The sequence below is a fragment of the Vibrio sp. nBUS_14 genome (assembly GCF_051201655.1).
Lineage (GTDB): Bacteria > Pseudomonadota > Gammaproteobacteria > Enterobacterales > Vibrionaceae > Vibrio.
The window spans coordinates 2,942,234-2,961,455 of record NZ_CP179206.1; the positions used below are offsets into that span (position 1 = coordinate 2,942,234).

At 43.9% G+C, this 19,222-nt stretch carries 16 protein-coding genes and 2 pseudogenes; 5 read left to right on the top strand and 13 right to left on the bottom strand.

Annotated elements, in window-relative coordinates; translation table 11 throughout:
* Window positions 1-27: 27 nt before the first annotated feature.
* The 9 genes from ACMAZD_RS13835 to ACMAZD_RS13875 all read right to left on the bottom strand — a co-directional run bounded on the left by ACMAZD_RS13835 (window position 28) and on the right by ACMAZD_RS13875 (window position 8,818).
* Window positions 28-684, bottom strand: a complete 657-nt coding sequence (locus ACMAZD_RS13835; RefSeq protein WP_435247652.1) for a riboflavin synthase — start codon at window positions 682-684, stop codon at window positions 28-30.
* 84 nt (window positions 685-768) lie between these two features.
* A complete protein-coding gene (gene ribD / locus ACMAZD_RS13840) occupies window positions 769-1,878 on the bottom strand; it encodes a bifunctional diaminohydroxyphosphoribosylaminopyrimidine deaminase/5-amino-6-(5-phosphoribosylamino)uracil reductase RibD (protein WP_435249382.1) in 1,110 nt (369 codons plus the stop codon).
* Between the two features lie 40 nt (window positions 1,879-1,918).
* Complete coding sequence (nrdR, locus tag ACMAZD_RS13845) at window positions 1,919-2,368, bottom strand: transcriptional regulator NrdR (protein WP_435247653.1); 450 nt, start codon at window positions 2,366-2,368, stop codon at window positions 1,919-1,921.
* Window positions 2,369-2,523: 155 nt separating this feature from the next.
* Window positions 2,524-3,774, bottom strand: a complete 1,251-nt coding sequence (locus ACMAZD_RS13850; protein ID WP_435247654.1) for a glutamate-5-semialdehyde dehydrogenase — start codon at window positions 3,772-3,774, stop codon at window positions 2,524-2,526.
* 66 nt (window positions 3,775-3,840) lie between these two features.
* Complete coding sequence (proB, locus tag ACMAZD_RS13855; RefSeq protein WP_435247655.1) at window positions 3,841-5,025, bottom strand: glutamate 5-kinase; 1,185 nt, start codon at window positions 5,023-5,025, stop codon at window positions 3,841-3,843.
* Between the two features lie 76 nt (window positions 5,026-5,101).
* The gene (gene crl, locus ACMAZD_RS13860) at window positions 5,102-5,491 is read right to left on the bottom strand and encodes a sigma factor-binding protein Crl (protein WP_017091097.1); all 390 of its coding nucleotides are present in this window, start codon (window positions 5,489-5,491) and stop codon (window positions 5,102-5,104) included.
* 144 nt (window positions 5,492-5,635) lie between these two features.
* Window positions 5,636-6,889, bottom strand: coding sequence for an esterase FrsA (gene frsA, locus ACMAZD_RS13865; protein ID WP_435247656.1), 1,254 nt, complete (start codon window positions 6,887-6,889; stop codon window positions 5,636-5,638).
* A gap of 90 nt (window positions 6,890-6,979) precedes the next feature.
* On the bottom strand, window positions 6,980-7,444 hold the full coding sequence (tet(34), locus tag ACMAZD_RS13870; RefSeq protein ID WP_017084190.1) for an oxytetracycline resistance phosphoribosyltransferase domain-containing protein Tet(34): 465 nt from the start codon (window positions 7,442-7,444) through the stop codon (window positions 6,980-6,982).
* A gap of 84 nt (window positions 7,445-7,528) precedes the next feature.
* Complete coding sequence (locus tag ACMAZD_RS13875) at window positions 7,529-8,818, bottom strand: NCS2 family permease (RefSeq protein WP_435247657.1); 1,290 nt, start codon at window positions 8,816-8,818, stop codon at window positions 7,529-7,531.
* A gap of 1,060 nt (window positions 8,819-9,878) precedes the next feature.
* On the opposite strand from ACMAZD_RS13875, the gene ACMAZD_RS13880 reads away from it, so the two are divergent.
* Window positions 9,879-11,351, top strand: a complete 1,473-nt coding sequence (locus ACMAZD_RS13880) for an aminoacyl-histidine dipeptidase (RefSeq protein WP_435247658.1) — start codon at window positions 9,879-9,881, stop codon at window positions 11,349-11,351.
* A gap of 303 nt (window positions 11,352-11,654) precedes the next feature.
* On the opposite strand, the pseudogene ACMAZD_RS13885 reads toward ACMAZD_RS13880, so the two are convergent.
* Window positions 11,655-12,205 (bottom strand): annotated as a pseudogene (locus ACMAZD_RS13885) (DUF3332 family protein).
* A gap of 270 nt (window positions 12,206-12,475) precedes the next feature.
* On the opposite strand from ACMAZD_RS13885, the gene ACMAZD_RS13890 reads away from it, so the two are divergent.
* Complete coding sequence (locus ACMAZD_RS13890) at window positions 12,476-13,522, top strand: succinylglutamate desuccinylase/aspartoacylase family protein (protein ID WP_435247659.1); 1,047 nt, start codon at window positions 12,476-12,478, stop codon at window positions 13,520-13,522.
* A 134-nt stretch (window positions 13,523-13,656) separates the two neighbouring features.
* Here the strand turns inward: ACMAZD_RS13890 and ACMAZD_RS13895 are convergent, their stop codons facing one another.
* Window positions 13,657-13,971 (bottom strand): DUF3622 domain-containing protein, encoded by a 315-nt coding sequence (locus ACMAZD_RS13895; protein WP_435247660.1) that lies wholly within the window; start codon window positions 13,969-13,971, stop codon window positions 13,657-13,659.
* A 362-nt stretch (window positions 13,972-14,333) separates the two neighbouring features.
* Between ACMAZD_RS13895 and ACMAZD_RS13900 the strand changes: the two genes are divergently transcribed.
* Window positions 14,334-15,341: an adenosine deaminase gene (locus tag ACMAZD_RS13900; RefSeq protein ID WP_435247661.1), complete on the top strand. Its 1,008-nt coding sequence runs from the start codon at window positions 14,334-14,336 to the stop codon at window positions 15,339-15,341.
* Window positions 15,342-15,478: 137 nt separating this feature from the next.
* On the opposite strand, the gene ACMAZD_RS13905 is transcribed toward ACMAZD_RS13900, so the two are convergent.
* Complete coding sequence (locus ACMAZD_RS13905; protein ID WP_435247662.1) at window positions 15,479-16,663, bottom strand: NnrS family protein; 1,185 nt, start codon at window positions 16,661-16,663, stop codon at window positions 15,479-15,481.
* Between the two features lie 289 nt (window positions 16,664-16,952).
* On the opposite strand from ACMAZD_RS13905, the gene ACMAZD_RS13910 reads away from it, so the two are divergent.
* Window positions 16,953-17,504: a gamma-glutamylcyclotransferase family protein gene (locus ACMAZD_RS13910; protein ID WP_435247663.1), complete on the top strand. Its 552-nt coding sequence runs from the start codon at window positions 16,953-16,955 to the stop codon at window positions 17,502-17,504.
* 33 nt (window positions 17,505-17,537) lie between these two features.
* Here ACMAZD_RS13910 and ACMAZD_RS13915 read toward each other — a convergent pair whose 3' ends face one another.
* Window positions 17,538-18,035, bottom strand: a complete 498-nt coding sequence (locus ACMAZD_RS13915; RefSeq protein WP_435247664.1) for an outer membrane beta-barrel protein — start codon at window positions 18,033-18,035, stop codon at window positions 17,538-17,540.
* A gap of 445 nt (window positions 18,036-18,480) precedes the next feature.
* Between ACMAZD_RS13915 and ebgR the strand changes: the two are divergent.
* Window positions 18,481-19,153, top strand: a pseudogene (gene ebgR / locus ACMAZD_RS13920) (transcriptional regulator EbgR); the annotation flags it as partial.
* Window positions 19,154-19,222: the final 69 nt, after the last annotated feature.

A 19,222-nucleotide genomic window follows, 5' to 3' on the forward strand; every position in this document is an offset into this window, starting at 1 on the left:
CTCGCTTAACACACTTTGTATCAACGATTAGGCAAAACCATTCTGCTGTAAGAATTCCATAGTTAATCGAGATTCAGGCTCAGACTCTTGTTGCTGACCTTGCAGTAGACGCTCCATGTAGCGCGCTAATACATCGACTTCTAGATTCACTTTACGACCAACATTAAATTGATCAATGGTGGTTTCTGAAGAGGTGTGAGGAACAATCGTCAGCTTAAAGGCATTCTTGCGTAAATCATTCACAGTCAGGCTAATACCATCAACGGTGACTGAACCTTTTTGAGCCACGTACTTTGAGATCTCTGCTGGCATTTCAACCCAGAACTCAATAGCACGACCGACTTGATTACGCTCAACAATCTCACCCACGCCATCAACGTGACCCGATACAATATGACCACCAAAACGCGTGGTCGGTAGCATTGCTTTCTCTAGGTTGACCTTATCGCCAGCTTGGTAGTCCACAAAACCCGTTTTGTTCAGGGTCTCAAGCGAAAGGTCTGCACTGTAGCTATGGTCGTTATACTCAACAACCGTCAAACAAACACCATTGGTCGCAATACTGTCGCCTAAATTAACGTCAGCCATATCAAGACTACCAACATTAACCGTTACGGTGATGTCTTCTCCGCGGGGAGTGATTGCACTCAATGTACCTTCGGCTTCTACAATTCCTGTAAACATTTTAAAACTCTTTTTGTTGTCAACGACACGTATGTAGTTGGAGTAACTATTTCCACAGTGGTTTCGTCACGATTTACTGCGCGACTATTGGTTAGCCGCAATTGGTTTCGCGACAGTAGGTTTCGTAATAATAGGTTTAGCCACGATGCGAATATCCACACCAACCTGTCGAACATCTTTAATTTCTAGGTCAATAACATCAGACATTGAAGTGAGCCCTAATGCGCCCATCAAACCTCGTCCGTCACTACCCATAAATTTAGGTGCTAAATAGAGGATTAGCTCATCCACCAGCTGTTCTTCAATCAAGCTTTTTGCCAATGTCGCGCCCGCTTCGACCCAAATATGGTCGATATGATTTGCAGGTAATTGACGCATCAGATCGTGCAAATCGAGCTGACCAGCCTCTGTGGTTCCGACTTCAATATCAGCAGGCGCTTCAGCAACTCTCAATACCGATGTTGGAGTTTGGAATAACTTGAGCTCAGGACGCAGTTGATTTTGACGATCAAGAATCACACGAATCGGCTGACGCAGCTCGTCTTCAGCGTAATGATCTTTGATACTGCTTGGCAACTCTGCCCAACGAACATTCAACGACGCGTTGTCTTCAGTCACCGTCTGGCTAGTTGATAGTACAGCGCCTGACTTTGCTCGGTAATTCTGAACATCACGACGCGCTTCTGGTGATGTGATCCACTGGCTTTGACCATTTTCCAATGCCGTTTGGCCATCAAGGCTAGCGGCCATCTTTAACTGAACGAATGGCATGCCCGTTTGCATACGCTTGATAAATGCAGGATTCAAGTCGAGAGCATCTTGCTCTAATAAACCGATTTCAACCTCAATGCCGGCGTCGCGCAGCATTTTAATACCACGACCTGCAACTTTTGGATTTGGGTCCTGCATGGCACAAATGACTTTGGCCACTTGAGCCTTAATCAAACCTTCAGCACAGGGCGGCGTTCGACCGTAATGAGAACAAGGTTCTAGTGTGACATAAACAGTCGCACCTTTTGCTTTGTTGCCCGCCATTCGCATGGCATGTACTTCAGCATGAGGTTCACCCGCTTTAGCGTGAAACCCTTCACCAACGATCTGGCCATCAGTTTGTACAATAACACAACCCACATTCGGGTTTGGTGCTGTGGTGTAAATGCCGCGTTTCGCTAACTGAATAGCACGCGACATCATTTGAAAATCTAGGGGAGTAAAGTTAGACATGATTGAGGGGTTAGTCCTCCAATTTAGCGATTTCTTCGCCAAACTCTCGAATATCTTCAAAGCTGCGGTAAACAGAGGCGAAACGGATGTACGCCACTTTGTCCAATTCTTTCAATTGGTCCATCACAAGGTTGCCAATCATTTCGCTTGGTACTTCACGCTCACCAGTTGCACGGAGTTGTGACTTAATCGTACTGATTGCAAGTTCAATGGCGTCAGCACTCACTGGGCGTTTTTCCAGGGCGCGCTGTACGCCACCCACCATTTTATCTTCATTAAATGGTTCGCGGTTTCCATTCGACTTTATGACTTTAGGCATTACAAGTTCTGCCGATTCGAACGTCGTAAAACGTTCACTACATGCAAGGCATTGACGGCGGCGACGAACCTGATGGCCATCAGCTACCAGTCTTGAATCGATTACTTTAGTGTCGTTCTCTGAACAAAAAGGACAATGCATATCACCTCCAAATAATTGAATATCAGTGTAACGGAATTGCCAAACGTTAGGAAAGAAAAAGGGCCAATTAAGGCCCTTTTGTGTGGTAATTCATTGATTATTGCTCCGCGATAGCAATTTCTAAAATGAGCTGAGGAGTAAAATTAACGTGAACGTTAACCACGAACTAAATAGTTCGCCTTACCCACCCATTTGTAGCTCGTCAGTTCTTCTAAGCCCATTGGGCCACGAGCGTGTAGTTTCTGGGTAGATACTGCAACTTCTGCACCCAAACCAAACTGTGCGCCATCGGTAAATCGTGTTGATGCATTCACATAGACCGCCGCAGAACCGACAGAGTTAATAAAACACTCTGAGCTCTCTAGACTATTCGTCATGATCGCGTCTGAGTGGCTCGCGTTGTGGACGCGCATGTGGTCAATCGCTTCTGCCACATCTGCGACGACTTTCACGCCTAATCTATAGCTTAGCCATTCAGTGTCGAAGTCACCTTCAACCGCATCACGTTGGTCTTCAAACCCTGCTAGCAGCGATTTTGCGCTAGTGTCAGCAACCAAGGTAACCTTGCCCGCTAAACGCTGTGTTAGCTTTGCTAAGAAGGCTTCAGCAACCGCTTCGTGCACTAATAATGTATCTAGCGAGTTACACGCAGATGGGCGTTGAACTTTTGAGTTTTCAACAACATCAACAGATTTCTCAAGGTCAGCGCTCTCATCAACAAAGATGTGGCTGATACCGAAACCACCGATGATCACTGGAATAGTGCTGTTCTCTTTACACATTTTATGCAGACCAGCGCCGCCACGAGGAATGATCATATCCACGTAGTCATCCAGTTTAAGCAGTTGAGAAACTAGTTCACGGTCGGGTTTCTCGATGTACTGAACAGAGGCAGCAGGAAGTTCCGCCTTCTCTAATGCGGACTGGATTACTTTAACCAGCTCCATGTTTGAGAAGAATGTCTCTTTACCACCACGAAGAATGCTTGCATTACCTGTCTTCAAACACAGTGCCGCGATATCAATCGTTACGTTCGGACGCGCTTCATAGATAACGCCAACCACGCCAAGTGGCACGCGACGACGAGACAGCGACATACCGTTTTCCAATACCTTGCTGTCAATCTCGCTGCCGACTGGATCATTCAGGCTGATTACGTTACGTACATCGTTAGCGATACCCGTTAGACGTTCTTCGTTGAGCAATAGACGATCAAGCAGTGCGTCGGTCAGACCCGCTTCACGACCAAGTTCGATATCTTTCGCGTTCGCTTCTAAAATCGTTGCTGCGTTGGCTTCTAATTCATCAGCGATGATCACCAATGCCTTGTTCTTTTGCGCCGTTGAAGCGGTCGCTAGGTGGAAAGCAGCGTCTTTTGCTGCGATACCCATGTTAGTTAAATCCACGTTTAACTCTCCCTAAATTCTGTCTATTTTTGGATGCAAAAAGGCGATTCGCCTTACCATCACGAGCTATTCTTGAATCACAACCAGGTCGTCACGGTGAATGACTTCTGACCCGTAATCGTAGCCAAGAATGTCGCCAATATCTTTACTGTGCTTGCCTGCGATTTTTGCTAGGTCTTGGCTTGAATAACTGGCGATACCACGTGCAATGACTTTGCCTTTACTGTTGGTAACTTGGGTGACTTCACCACGAGAAAACTCGCCTTGAACTCGAATCACCCCTTTCGCCAACAAGCTACTGCCTTTGGTGTTAACGGCGTTTACCGCACCATCGTCGACCACGATGTCACCAGCAGAAGCTGGGCCTGCTAAAATCCAGCGCTTACGGTTTTCAAGCGCTTCTTCTAACGGCAAGAAACGCGTGCCTTGTGGATTATCACTCAATGAGTCAAACACCACATTTTCAGCACTGCCTGCTGCAATGATCACTTCAATACCCGCACGACGAGCAATATCAGCCGCCTGCAGTTTTGTCGCCATGCCGCCGGTACCTAACGTAGTACCACTGCCGCCTGCGATCTTACGCAGTGTGTCATCAATGGTTTTTACTTCTTTGATGAGTTCAGCGTTTGGATCTTTGCGAGGGTCAGCGGTAAACAGGCCTTTTTGGTCAGTTAATAGCAAAAGCTTATCAGCGCCGCATAAAATACCAACCAGTGCCGACAAGTTATCGTTGTCGCCCACTTTAATTTCGTTGGTGGCTACTGCATCGTTTTCGTTTACTACAGGAATAATATCGTGTTCAACGAGTGCGTTGATCGTGTCACGTGCATTCAGAAAACGCTCTCGGTCATCGAGATCAGCACGAGTCAGTAGCATCTGGCCAATTTTAAGGCCATAGATAGCAAACAAAGACTCCCAAACTTGAATCAACTGACTTTGCCCAACTGCCGCAAGCAATTGTTTGCTCGCCATCGAGTTGGGAAGTGCGGGATAACCAAGGTGCTCACGTCCGGCTGCAATTGCACCAGACGAAACCATAACCACAGAGTGGCCTTGTTTTTTTAATTCAGCACATTGACGAACCAGCTCAACCATATGAGCGCGGTTTAATGCCAATGTTCCACCAGTTAAGACACTGGTACCCAGTTTAACAACGACAGTTTTACTCTGTGTTGTTGTCCCGCTTTGATGATTTATTGTCATGAAATCTTTTATGAATAAAACAAATAAGAGGTGATGTTTTAGCAATCAACAAGAGAATTCACAAGTAGAAAAGGTGCGAAATCGCACCTTTTTGCTTTATAAAGAAGAGTAACCTTTAAAATCAGACGAATTCGACAGACTCTTCGTCTAACTGAACGCCGATTTCAAATTTCTTTTGAAGTTCGTCAACCAGCTTTTGGTGAAAGGCTTCTTGAGTTCGAGAGACCTCAGCGACAGCCTTTTTGGGTAATGGCAAAGGATCCCAGTTACCATCGATGTTGTATTTACCCGTGTTGTACTTCGCCGAAAATCCTTCTTCCGACTTATCCAACTCTAGCCACCATCCCCAGAACTCGCGCTCTTCTGGTGACTTTTTATCGTTCACACACACAGACAAACAATCAAAAATATAGTGGCCTTCTTCTGATTGCGGCTCCCTCAAATACGGACCGATGGCCTTTAAAACGTTTAACAAGCGATAATGTGTCGGTTGCTGTGTCACTTCTGACATATTGAATCTCCATTTTCAATGTTAAGAATGACTTTACTCAGACTGCAATACGTAGAAAGTACGCAGTTGGATTTTATAAATTTACTCTGAGTATCAGGTACTTACTTTGTACACTTTTCATGCTTAACTAATTTAGGAAAAATGTCATCTAAATAATTCATCCTCAAGCCACTTTATCGCTAATTCGAGGGATTGCTCATACCCCTGTGTAATTGATTTAGTTTTGATTTTCTTTGCTTTGCCGTAATCACTGTAAATGGCAACCAGTTGATTATCCAGATGCGGTGAAACAGGGTCACCTTCCAAAGCCAAAGCCAAAATAGGAACGCTGGTTTTACTGTTAGCCAGCAAGCCTTGCACCTTCAATGACCAAGCCATCAGTTGTCCAGAAAGGCTATTAATATCCACCGCCCCTTTACCAAGGCGAGAAGCCAACACATCCAAATGCATCTTAGGCATCTGCTTGAGTTTATCCGCATGAACAAAGATATCGTGGATCGGTGCGCCAAGAGAGATACAAGCTTTAAGTTTGTGCTGCTCAAGGAAGGATAACCTCACCATCGCGTTACCACCGAATCGGAAACCAAACAGACCGACTTTATGATGGTCCACCCAGGGAATGTTAGGCAGTTCATTCAACACGGCTTGATGCAGACAAGAAGAGTCTTCGGTTAGTGGCCAGTGTGAACTGTGCCCTATCGACGGCATATCAATCGTTAGCATCGCAATGTTTTTCGGTGCTAGGTAATCTCTAAACAAACGCCACATGTCAGTTTGCAAGCTATCTAAACCGGCACTCACGATCACGACAGGTTGTGGTTTGTCTGTTTTGGTTAGATGTAAGTTCGCCTTAATCTTTTTGTTTTGGTACGGCACTTCGATTTGTTTGACGATCAATTTGGTGTGTTTGATCGCTTCAGAATACGCCGCGTTCGCTAATACCTGTGCTTGAGCTGCAAGGTTATCGTTCTTTAGATGTGGATAGCCCGCAATGCTGAAGCACAAAGAGGCTGAGAAAAGCTCTTCAGCCATCTCTTCCCCACTCTTCTCATTAGAACGATTTTGGTGCTGCATACCCAGTTTGGTCCACTCGTATGCCCAGTTACCACTGCGGTAGCCCATCACGGTATCTAGCCACTCATCGGTGGTACGAGAATTATCGGATGAGGCGATGCGTGCCAGTACCGCTTCTTGCTCTATCGGGTTTACGCCTTGCCATGCCCACTGAAGACGTCTTAGGTTTCGATACCAAGATGAGTTCTGCTCTTCACGCTTTTTATCCAACAGTTCTTCTGAACTTGGCATGTAACGCGTGAGCATTGAGGTCTCTTTGGCCTGCTTGTGCTTTACAAACAAGGTTTCCGAAAGGTTCAAGCTCGTTTCTTCTGATTCAGACATTGGGGATACTTAATAAGAAATGGTTGTTACTAATCATATAAAAAAAAATGACCCTATAAAGGGTCATTTCTCAAAAAACTAAGTTTACGCTTATTTTGACTTGCGATTTACCGGCTCAACGAAGCTTAGGCTAGTATCCCAAGGTTGCTCAATCCATGTGTCTTGAGCGATATCAACAATGTATTCGTCTAACAAATCTGCGCCAGATGGTTTTGCACACACAGCGATCAGTTTCGCTTTAGGATACATTTCGCGAAGCTTGCGTGCAGTGTCACCACTATCAACAAGATCTTCAACGATTAGGAAACCTTCGCCGTCACCTTCAGGTGCTTTAACGACTGTCATATCACGTTGGTGATCGTGGTCGTAGCTAGAAATGCAAATCGTATCTACGTGACGAATACCTAGTTCACGAGCCAAGATTGCACCAGGAACCAAACCACCACGGCTTACTGCCCAGATACCTTTCCACTGTTCTGCTGGCATTTGCTTTTCAGCTAGTTGACGGCAGTAAGTCTGCATGTTGTCCCAAGTGATAACGAATTTGTTGCTCATAGTATAAAACCTAATAATTTTGTCATGTTATTAGAGGCTATGCCTTACATAACCTCTTCAGCGATTAAGCAGAAATCTAGACGATTAAGCGAAAATGTATTTAAGAATAAAGATAACCGACATTACCCACACAGCAGGTGAAACGTCGCGACCTTTACCACTCAGCAGCTTAATTGCAGCGTAAGCGATGAAACCTAGTGAGATACCCTCAGCGATAGAGTACGTCAGTGGCATAAGGAGGCATGTTACCACGACTGGTGCAGCTTCCGTAAGATCACGCCAATCAATGCCAACTAGGCCTGACATCATCAGAATTGCTACATAGAAAAGTGCACCTGATGTCGCGTAAGCCGGAATCATACCTGCAAGTGGCGAGAAGAAAAGAGCCAGTAGGAATAAGATACCAACCACAACCGCAGTTAGACCTGTACGACCGCCTTCAGCAACACCCGCAACACTCTCAACGTAAGATGTCGTGTTTGATGTACCTAGCAATGCACCTATAGACGTTGCTGTTGAGTCAGCAAGTAGCGCCTTGTTTAAACGAGGTAGTTTACCGTCTTCTTTGATTAGGTTTGCTTTCGTAGCAACACCAACCAGAGTACCCGCTGTATCGAACAAATCGACGAACAAGAATGCGAATACCACTGAAATCATACCAATTTCAAATACAGCAGAGAAATCAAGCTGCATGAACGTTGGCGCTAGGCTTGGTGGATTAGACATGATGCCGCCGTATTGAACGTCACCAATTGCAATGCCGATTGCCGTGATTGCTAGAATCGCAATCATTACCGCACCTTTCACACCACGGTGAACAAGAGCAATAGTCAGGAAGAAACCAAGTGCACCTAACATTGGCGCAATCGCAGTGATATCGCCAAGTGAAACCTTAGTCGCAGGGTTAGAAACAACGATGCCTGCATTACCAAGTGCGATGAACGCAAGGAAAAGGCCGATACCCGCAGAGATACCCACACGTAGAGACATAGGAATCGAGTTGATGATCCATTCACGTATCTTGAAAATGCTTAAGAAAATGAAGATTACGCCAGATACGAAAACCGCTGCCAAAGCAACTTGCCACGTGTAACCCATGCCCATAACAACAGCGTAGGTAAAGAAGGCATTCAGCCCCATACCTGGTGCTTGTGCGATTGGGTAGTTAGCGACAAAGCCCATAATGAAACAGCCAATAGCTGCCGCTAAACAGGTTGCTACAAATACAGCGCCATGGTCCATACCAGCATCAGCTAGAATCATTGGGTTTACAAAAATGATGTAAGCCATTGTTAGGAAGGTTGTTAGACCTGCGATGATTTCAGTGCGCACATTGGTGCCATTTTCACTGAGTTTGAATAGCTTTTCGAACATTATCGAATCCTATAAGGGTAAAGTAAACGGTTGCGTAAACGATTGGCCTTGGATTATAAAGTTATCAAATAACAAATTCCAGATAGAATTAAGGCTCTAATCGATATTTATCAGAATGCCGTATGAAACAAAGCGATTAAAAAGACAAAAATTAAAGATTAAAAGCCATTAAAAACAATAATTTAATCAATAGAAACACGATAAGATCACTTGGTTGTTTTTTCAACCATTGGTTACTTACATTGAGAATGTAGCCATCATATTCTCAATTTAAACCCACAAGAGTTGTGTATTTTTCAACAGGATCAGTAATAAGACGCAAATTGATATTTTAGCGTTTAAAAAACAACCACTGTGAATAACAAGAAATGATGAATTTAACAGGTAGGTAAAAGTAGCAGGCAAAAAAAACGCCACTCAAAACTGAGTGGCGGTAGAATCTGTCAACCAAAAGGGCTGTAAAAGAATTCCAATATATAGGGGTGAACAAAACTGTTCGAGTTACATACTTACGGTATTAGTAACCGAAGCTTGTAGGGTATGCAAAGTTGCTAGTGTAAACAGAGCTATTAAACCAGAACATTGCAGATGGTAAACCTTTCATAACTATCACCTTAATAAATCAATAAAAAACGAATTTGATTTCTCGGTTCCTTGGAGGCGATAAAACGGACTCATCCTTTGAGCATTTACTCTTCACTTCAGAAGTTGGTTATTAATATACTCTAAAGAAAAAAGATTACAAGTATTTTTTGCCATATGTCACACTTTTGGCTATTAATGGTTATTTAAGAAACTTATTTTTGTAATTAAATTACAAAAAAGACTTAAACAAACGTTTGCTCGCGCCATTTATAGGCATCAACGCACTTACTTGTGATCAAATGAACAAGACCGCTTTCAAAAATTAAAACATTTGACGTTTAGAAGCGCTACTCGTCAAAAGCCTCAAGTGGTATGCTGTTGCCATCAAAACAGACCCATACTTTAGATTTTTGTTCTAGGTTTTTACTCATAATAATCCTAAATATATGGTTACCAAATAAAAAAGGAGTCATCCGTGTCTGAATTCCATTCTGAGATCAGTAAATTATCCCCTGCCCCTATTTGGCAGTTCTTCGATAAGATTTGCTCAATCCCACATCCTTCTAAGCATGAGGAAGAGCTAGCTCAATACATTATTGCTTGGGCAACAGAGCAAGGTTTAAGTGTGCGTCGCGACCCAACGGGTAACGTATTCATTACTAAACCTGCAACGCCAGGCATGGAAAACAAAAAAGGTGTTGTGCTACAAGCGCACATCGATATGGTTCCACAAAAGAACGAAGACACGGTTCACGACTTCGCTAAAGATCCTATCCAGCCATACATTGATGGTGAGTGGGTTACAGCAAAAGGTACAACGCTTGGCGCTGATAACGGCATGGGCATGGCTTCTTGTTTGGCGGTTCTTGCTTCAAACGAAATCAAGCATGGCCCTATCGAAGTTCTACTAACAGTAGACGAAGAAGCAGGCATGACAGGTGCTTTCGGTCTTGAAGCGGGTTGGTTAGAAGGTGATATCCTTCTTAATACCGATTCAGAGCAAGAGGGCGAGGTGTACATGGGTTGTGCTGGCGGTATCGACGGTGCAATGACTTTCGACATCACTCGTGATGCAGTCCCTGCTGATTTTGTTACCCGTAAGCTAACGCTAAAAGGCCTTAAAGGCGGTCACTCTGGTTGTGATATTCACACGGGTCGTGCAAACGCAAACAAATTGCTTGCTCGTTTCCTAGCGGGTCATGCAAAAGAGCTAGACCTTCGTATCGTAGAATTCAAAGGTGGTAGCCTTCGTAACGCTATCCCTCGTGAAGGCTTCGTAACGGTGGCAGTACCGACTGCAAACCAAGAGAAACTGGCTTCGCTATACAATGACTATACTGAGCTTCTATCTACTGAGCTGGGTAAAATCGAAGACAGCATCGTAACATTCAACGAAGAAGTAACCGTTGAAATGGGTACTCTTGCTCAAGTAGAACAGGCTCGCCTTATCGCAGCACTTAACGCATGTCCAAATGGCGTGATGCGCATGAGTGATGAGATTGAAGGTGTTGTTGAGACTTCTCTAAACGTTGGTGTTATCACAACAGAAGAGAACTCAATCACTGTACTTTGCCTGATTCGTTCACTGATCGATTCTGGCCGTAAGCAAGTAGAAGGCATGCTTCACTCTGTTGCTGAACTCGCTGGTGCGAACATCGCGTTCTCAGGTGCTTACCCAGGTTGGAAGCCAGACGCAGATTCAGAAATCATGCACATCTTCCGCGACATGTATGAAGGCATCTACGGTCACAAGCCAAACATCATGGTTATCCATGCTGGTCTTGAGTGTGGCCTATTCAAAGAACCTTACCCGAACATGGACATGGTTTCTTTTGGCCCAACGATCAAGTTCCCTCACTCTCCAGATGAGAAAGTGAAGATCGACACGGTTGAGCTATTCTGGAACCAGATGGTTGCACTGCTTGAAGCAATCCCAGAAAAAGCTTAATTCGGTAAGCTATGTTTGTTGAGTAAATCGTGCTTTCAATAGATAGTATTTTTCAGTAAGCGCCGTTTATCCAAGACAAAATAAAACAGGTACTCAATGAGTACCTGTTTTTGTGTCTAATCTTTGTAGAAGACTATTTGTGACTAAAGAAGTAATACCAATCACAGTAAGTAAGTGTTCAGAAATAGCGCAGGAAAAAGGCTTGAGAACAAGGCGTGATTTTCTGATAAGTAGTTATTCTACAATCAAAAATCACAACGCAGTTATCGAGACTTTTAACAAGCTAGGGTGACCAGTTATTTACTACGATTGGTATAAATAAGCACGTGAATCCGCGTAGCTTTCTAGCTCATCAATTGAAGTTTGTGCCACAACTTCGCCATCAATGAAATAAGTCACCATCTCACCATCGTGAACACCGATTAACGTCGCGCGCTCACCAGATTGGTAAGTAATATCCATTTGGATCGTGTTTTCATCAACCTGCTGCATTTGACCTTTTTCAATCACATATGCACTCGTAATAGGGCCTACAGGCGCTTCCGTTAGAGACGGATCAAGTTGGTTATTAATGTCTAGGTACGTATCAGTTTTAGTATCAAAGATGTACGGAGAACCCGTTAGTGGGTTGCTACCAGTCCAGAAATCTAGTGAGTTGAATACCAGTTAATCGGCAGCAACCGTTAGGCCATAAACAGGCGCTAGTAGCATGTTCAAGCCACCGCTTAACGGTTATCAACAGCCTTAACGTTAAACTTCATTAGGTAACCCGTTACTGCGTTACTACCAACACAGCCTGATAAAGCGACAGAAACCACCGCCAGTACAACGACTTTTGAAATTGTTTTTTTCATTTTCATCACGATATATGAATTTGGCCGCAAAAAAATGGCGATGGATAACACCAATCAACCGAACGAAAAATATTAGAGTTAAATCAATGTATTGTAAAAAAATCACAATTTGAAACACCCTATAATTAACCAAATCAAAAACAAAAATCAATTCAGAAGCCCCTTCATAAAAAACTTTTGTCGTGACCGTAAGGCGATTGATTCGTACTAAAAATCAACGATTGATACATTCCGTGTTAACGAATTATCACCATGTTGAGAACAACCTAAATGGCAAGACTAAAACCGAATCAACCATTCAAATTACTTGGTTATACTGTTCAGCCAGGACAACGAATGGAGATTGAACTGCAAGTAGCTCAGCTTTATACCCATTCTCCACTTTCGATCCCAATTGAAATCATTCACGGTCGCCAATCCGGTCCAACACTGATGGTAAACGCGGCTATCCACGGTGATGAGCTAAACGGCGTCGAAATCGCAAGACAGCTCACCAACGCTATCGAACCTAAAAAACTGAAAGGTACGCTGATTGTTGTCCCTATCGTTAACGTGTTTGGCTTTATCCATAAATCTCGTTACCTACCAGACCGTCGTGACCTAAACCGTTGCTTCCCTGGCAGTGAGAAAGGATCATTAACATCACGCATCGCTCACACCTTCTTCGAGAACGTAGTAAAGCACTGTGATTACATTCTGGATCTACACACTGGCGCGATTCATCGTACCAATCTACCACAGATTCGTGCGAACCTATCGAATCCTGAAACACTGCGCATCGCAAAAGCATTTGCAACACCAGTGATCATTGATTCTCCAATGCGTGACGGCTCACTACGTAGCGAAGCAGAAAAGTTGGGGATTCCAGTATTAACTTACGAAGGTGGTGAAGCACTGCGTTTCGATCACTTAGCGATTCGCGCAGGTTACCTTGGCGTGCATCAAGTGATGAAAGAGATCGGCATGCTGCGCCCTAACCGTAAGAAGTTACCAGAGCCAATATTGAGTAAATCCACTAGCTGGATCCGTGCTGAATCAGACGGTATTTTGCGTAACATGGTAAGACTTGGCGAACAAGTTGAAGCAGGACAAACCCTTGCTTACATCAGCTCTCCATTAGGTCACCAAGAAGGCCAAGTGATCACAACCAAAGGTGGTATCGTGATTGGTCAACAAACTCTACCTTTGGTAAACGAAGGTGATGCTGTGTTCCACATCGCTTACTTCAAGCAAGACGATGAAGAAGTAGGACAATCAGTAGAAAGCTATATTGAAGAAGTGGCAGAAGACGATTGGCTAACTACGCTGAACAACTAAGTTTGCATAGTCCGTTAGCTGAATAACGCTCAGAAATGCAAAAGCCCCAATATACTTTTAACTAGAAAGAGAAAAAGTTATATTGGGGCTTTTTCTGCTCTTCTTCAAACAAGAAGAGCATAAATTATTACGACTTACTCGTCGTCTAGCTCTTCTGCGCGAGCTTTTGCACGTGCTTCACGCGCTTGCTCAGCTTTAAGCTCTTTAGTATGACGAATTTCATCACGCTCTTTACGTTGCTCTGATTTACGTTCGTTACGCTCAGCTTGGTTTGCAATGAAAGAAGCCAGTTCTTTCTCAGCCCACTCTTGTGCTAAAGCTTCAGTTTCGAAACCAGCTTCACGCTTTGATACTGTTGTGCTGCGAGACGTTACTTGACGAGTAATCTCTGCACACCAACCGTTGCGTTTTTCTGTAAGGCGGATATCAAATTTTTTGTTCTTAGACATGTTCTATTTATTCCTAAGGGAGATCATTAAGGGATCGGTCAACTTTGATAACTCCATCTAAGTGAGCATCTTTTAACACCATCCCTTGGTAAGCGCGATATTAGAGCACAAATCAATGAATATTGCTGCAAATATTTGCAGCGGATCACACTCCATTGCTGCAAATCGTTTGCGGCTCATTTCAATGCCTTCATAACCCTCTATTAACCATCAATTTCGCCGCTGTTTTATCGATAACATTATCGACAATAATGAAATGAACTATGCTCAAAAAGAGATAAATGAATCGTCTAAGACTTCATATTAATAGGCACTAATATCTCATCTACTCCGCCCATAATTAAAATAGCCAAGGAGTTGCTATGGATAGCTTTATCAAAAATTTACCGAAGGTTGAGCTGCACTTACATATAGAAGGCACACTAGAACCCGAGTTAATGTTCGATCTCGCCAAGCGCAATAACGTGTCGATTCCCTTTAAGAACCCAGACCAAGTTCGTGAAGCCTATCAATTTCACAACCTGCAATCCTTCCTCGATATCTATTACCAAGGCGCCAACGTGCTACTCCACCAGCAAGATTTCTACGACCTGACTTGGGCTTACCTATTGAAATGCCAGCAGGACAACGTGGTTCACACCGAAATATTCTTTGACCCACAAACTCACACCGAGCGTGGAATAGGATTCGACACCGTTGTTGGTGGTATTACTCAAGCTTTACAACAAGCTGAACAGGAACTCGGAATTAGCAGCCAACTGATCATGTGCTTTCTGCGCCACCTTGATGAAGACAGCGCATTCGAGACGCTCAAACAAGCCCAGCCCTACAAAGATAAAATCATAGCCGTTGGGCTAGACTCGTCGGAGCAAGGCAACCCGCCAGAAAAGTTTAAACATGTCTTTCAAGAGGCCATCAACCAAGGTTTCCTAACCGTGGCCCATGCAGGAGAAGAAGGCCCAGCACAAAATATAAGTGACGCGTTGAGCTTGTTAGGCATAACCCGAATTGATCATGGCATTCGCTGTGTTGAAGATGACGACTTGATGGAGCAGTTAATAGCAAAGCGCACACCGCTGACCGTATGCCCACTATCGAACACCAAACTCAAGGTCTTCGACACCATGCAGCAGCACAACATCGTAGAACTCTTAAGAAAAGGGCTGTGCGTCACCATCAATTCCGATGACCCGGCTTACTTTGGTGGGTACATGAATGATAACTTCCTCGCTGTCGCCAATGCTCATCCCCTAACAAAAAACGAATTAGCACAGTTCAGTATCAATGCCATTGAAGCGAGCTTTGTCTCCCCGCAAGTTAGACAAGAGCTCACCGCGCAAGTGTGCCAATATCTAACCGTGAATACTTAGCGATTTAATAGTTAATGCCTAACGAGCGAGTAGAGAGAGTAGTGAAATTGCACTTTCAGCTCGCTCAAAAAAGGGAAGCTCATTGCTTCCCTTTCATTATCTACGGGCTTAATTAGTAGGCTAAATCAATGCACTGATTACCCTGGATGACCATCCACTCGCGGGGTTAATAGCATCATACCGAATTTCCAGATAAACAGACCGAACGCCAACGTCCATAAACCCGCGCTGATGTTGACCATCTCAGACAAATAAGCTGGGAAGAAAGTCACACCCAAACTGCGCACTAACGCGGCAATGAAAATGGCTGCGAACGCTAACGCCATGCTTGGCCCTTTGTAAATCGCACGACCTGTGTGTCCCATGGTCACACGAGTAATCATAGCGAGAATCAAGCCACTCAAACCGCCAATCGCAAACAGGTGCAGCATGTTATGACTGGCAAATGGGTTGTCTAACAAACCTCTTAGCAACAAGCTTAAAGGAATACATAAGTAAGCCGCATGCAGTGACCACACCAAGGGCTCATATAACGTCGTCCAAGGCTTCCAACGAACAAAGCGCACTAACTGAGTGACACCCACAAAAACCATCAACTCATTGCCCACTTGAGCAAAGGTTAACGGGAAGAAGCTCAGAACAAACAATCCAACCAAAGGCAGGTTCGCCAGCCATTCCAACCAAACCAAAGGTTGCGATTTCTCAAAGTCAAAGCGACGTGCCGTGAAGAATGGAATCACTCGCCCGCCCATTACAGATAATAGCAAGGTAAACCACCACAACATCGCTTGCCATACCGCTGACGAAGGAAACGGCGGCATACCCTTAATGGTCGCATAACTCGCAAAGTTCGCCACAATCGCCAGTATAAAGAGCGGGATAAAGAACAGGTTCTTCCACCCTTTCGATTTTACAACTCGAAAGCCAATCTCATAAGCGGCGAAGATTAAGAACAGCGCCTCAACCGATGAGATCAACCACAATGGTGCTGATGTCCAAAACAAGATACGAGGTGCCAACCACAAGCCGACTAATACAGCTAATCGGTGATGCTTGGTGCCATTAACACCAGTCCACGTTTGTACGGCGGTTAAAACAAAACCCACCACAATCGCCATAGCAAAACCAAATAACATTTCGTGTACGTGCCACCACAACGCTGGCACTGTTAATATCTCAGGCTGACCGTTTTGAAACATGATGACCCACACCACAATGGCAATCACGGCATAGAGACTGCCAAGAAAGAAGAAAGGTCGAAAACCTAAACGCAGGTAAGCTGGAATCGCGTCTTCTACACTTTTATCTGTGATATTTAACAAACTCGCTCCTAATTCTCAGATAAGCGGTCAAGGGATTGCCTAAACCTAAATTTGGTGTGCATCAAGCTTGATGCAATATGCAGATCACATTGCATGAAACGCGCCAATTAGATAAAGCCAGTAAAAACAAGCACTCACAAGGTTCATTGACCAATAAAAAAGTCAAAATCACACAGTCCAAAGAGTCATAAAGACCTATAGATGTGTAAATAGAAACTTACTGACTTTTATGATTGCGCCACATATAGTAAGACTAGACTTAAATGGCAGAACTCAGACAAGGAACGCGATGTATATTTTTGGTTATGGTAGCTTGATCAACTCCTCTTCTCGTCAACTTACCGGTCAAACAGGGCAAGCGATCCCTGCGATTGTGCACGGCCTAGTGCGTCACTGGAGTAAAATCGACGACAGCTATGTTTTGTCACCGTTGATCATCAATCTTGGTGAGGGACAAGTGAATGGTGTTTTACTTGAGGTCGATGATGTTGCGTTGGCTGAATTTGATCGTCGTGAGCGTGGTTATCATCGAATTGAGTTAAGAAACGATCAGATAGAGAGCCAAACCGAGTTTAAAGCAGATCAATCGATATGGGTATACATCAAAGACGAAATCGAAGCGCCTTGTGAAAACAGCCCTATCGTTCAAACCTATGTCGATACCGTCATGGCTGGATGTTTAGAGGTGTCTGAAAGCTTTGCAGCGCACTTTGTGGAACATACACAAGGTTGGCACCATCCATTAGAAAATGATCGCCACCAGCCGAAATACGGCAACCTAGCAGGAGTGTCTGAGCACCATTACAGCGTGATTGACCGACTCATCAAAAAAGGAGCCTAAAGGCTCCTTTTAATAATGCAGATTGAGTTCTAACTAAGGACCGAAGTGATACTCTACACCAACGAAAAAGCTGTCGAAGTCCAAATCGACCTCACCACCGCCTTCCACACCAATTGCCACTGAAGAAGCACGGTAGCCACCAGAAACAACCACACCCGATGTAAATTGATAGCCGGCTTCTACACCATAGTTAAAGCTGAAGTCACTTCCGTCATCTGAATAAGTTTCGTTTACTTTATTAGGTAAGTTAGTCTCATATGTCAATGTGAGATCTGCCTTCGTGACTCCTACACCTGCGATCGCACCCAAATAAAAACCTGAGCCAGAAAAATAATACTTAGGTTTAACATTAAAGTTGAGTGACTGAGCTTCAATATCAGGTTTTACTTTGTCGAAATCAGGATGCTGTACCATCCAGGATTGAGTGAAGGTCTCAAAGTGAATGTACTCAAACTCCCAAGCCAGACTTAAGCCATTCGAATATTGATATTCCGTACCAAGTGCAATACCGACACCAGTACTTGAGCCCATCTTAGACGATTATGCAACCAACTCTGTCTTGAATACACCAGCTGCAACATACCAATTTTCATTCGCTTGAACTGACGTAGAAGCAACAACTGTACCTAAAGCCATTAATGACAGCGCTTTTTTCAAAATAATTCCTTATTTACCAATGTCTTATTAAATATTGAAAGCCCACAAGTATAAGTAAAAAAGCACATAAACCAATGCTAATATTTATAAATTTAAATGTAATACATAAACATTGTGAATGTTCCATTCACGGTAAGTGTGAAACCACTCGAATTTCTGCTGGCATTGTGCTTTGAGATAACTCTGTGCCGCTGCGGTTGCTATCATCGATTCATGTCGGTTCTACGCTTGTGTCATTCAAGAATCCTAGCACCGCCAGTCAGGATCCAATCCTAGAACAAAAAGTTGTACATTCGACTTGGCCATGAGCTCTTCTATCAACTGTTATGAAAGTAAAATACAGACAAACTCATGCCAAGTTAGCGGTATTTTACTCGTTGGCAGGATGACTAAAGAAGTAATTAAACAAGCGAAGAAGCTCACGAGTAACATCTGCTTTGTTAAATTTACAGATCACTCAGAACTTTATGACTCCGTTGATATTGACCTCTCCCGCATCAGCAAAGAAATCACCAATTTTTTCATTAACCAAGGTTACGAGCGCATTGGTTTCATTGGCGGGCAATACGACAGTCGCACCCCAGATCTTCGTGAGATAGCCTTTGCAGAATACGGTCATTTGAAGAACGACGTCAGCGAGCAAGATATCTACCGAGGCGAGTTCTTCAGGCTACAATCTGGCGAATCAAATGCTAAAAAGTGGTAACTACCCAAAAGCAATATTTATCACATCAGACTCAATCGCAATCGGTGTTTTACGTGCCGTTCATGAACATGGATTAAGCATTCCAGATGATATCGCGATGATCAGCATCAATGATTGCCCAACAGCTAAGTATACCTTCCCATCTTTATCAACCGTCCGTATTCATTCTGAATTAATGGGAACTCAAAGTGTTAACTTATTGATTGAAAAGTCTCGCGACGCCCGAAGCATACCATTGAGAGTTTACGTGCCGAGCGAGCTCAAGCTACGAGACACGACAAAGTAGCTTATCTTTCATTTAAATAAAAAGGCTGCCAACTATGGATGGCCCGACACATAGAAACAAAATAAGCAA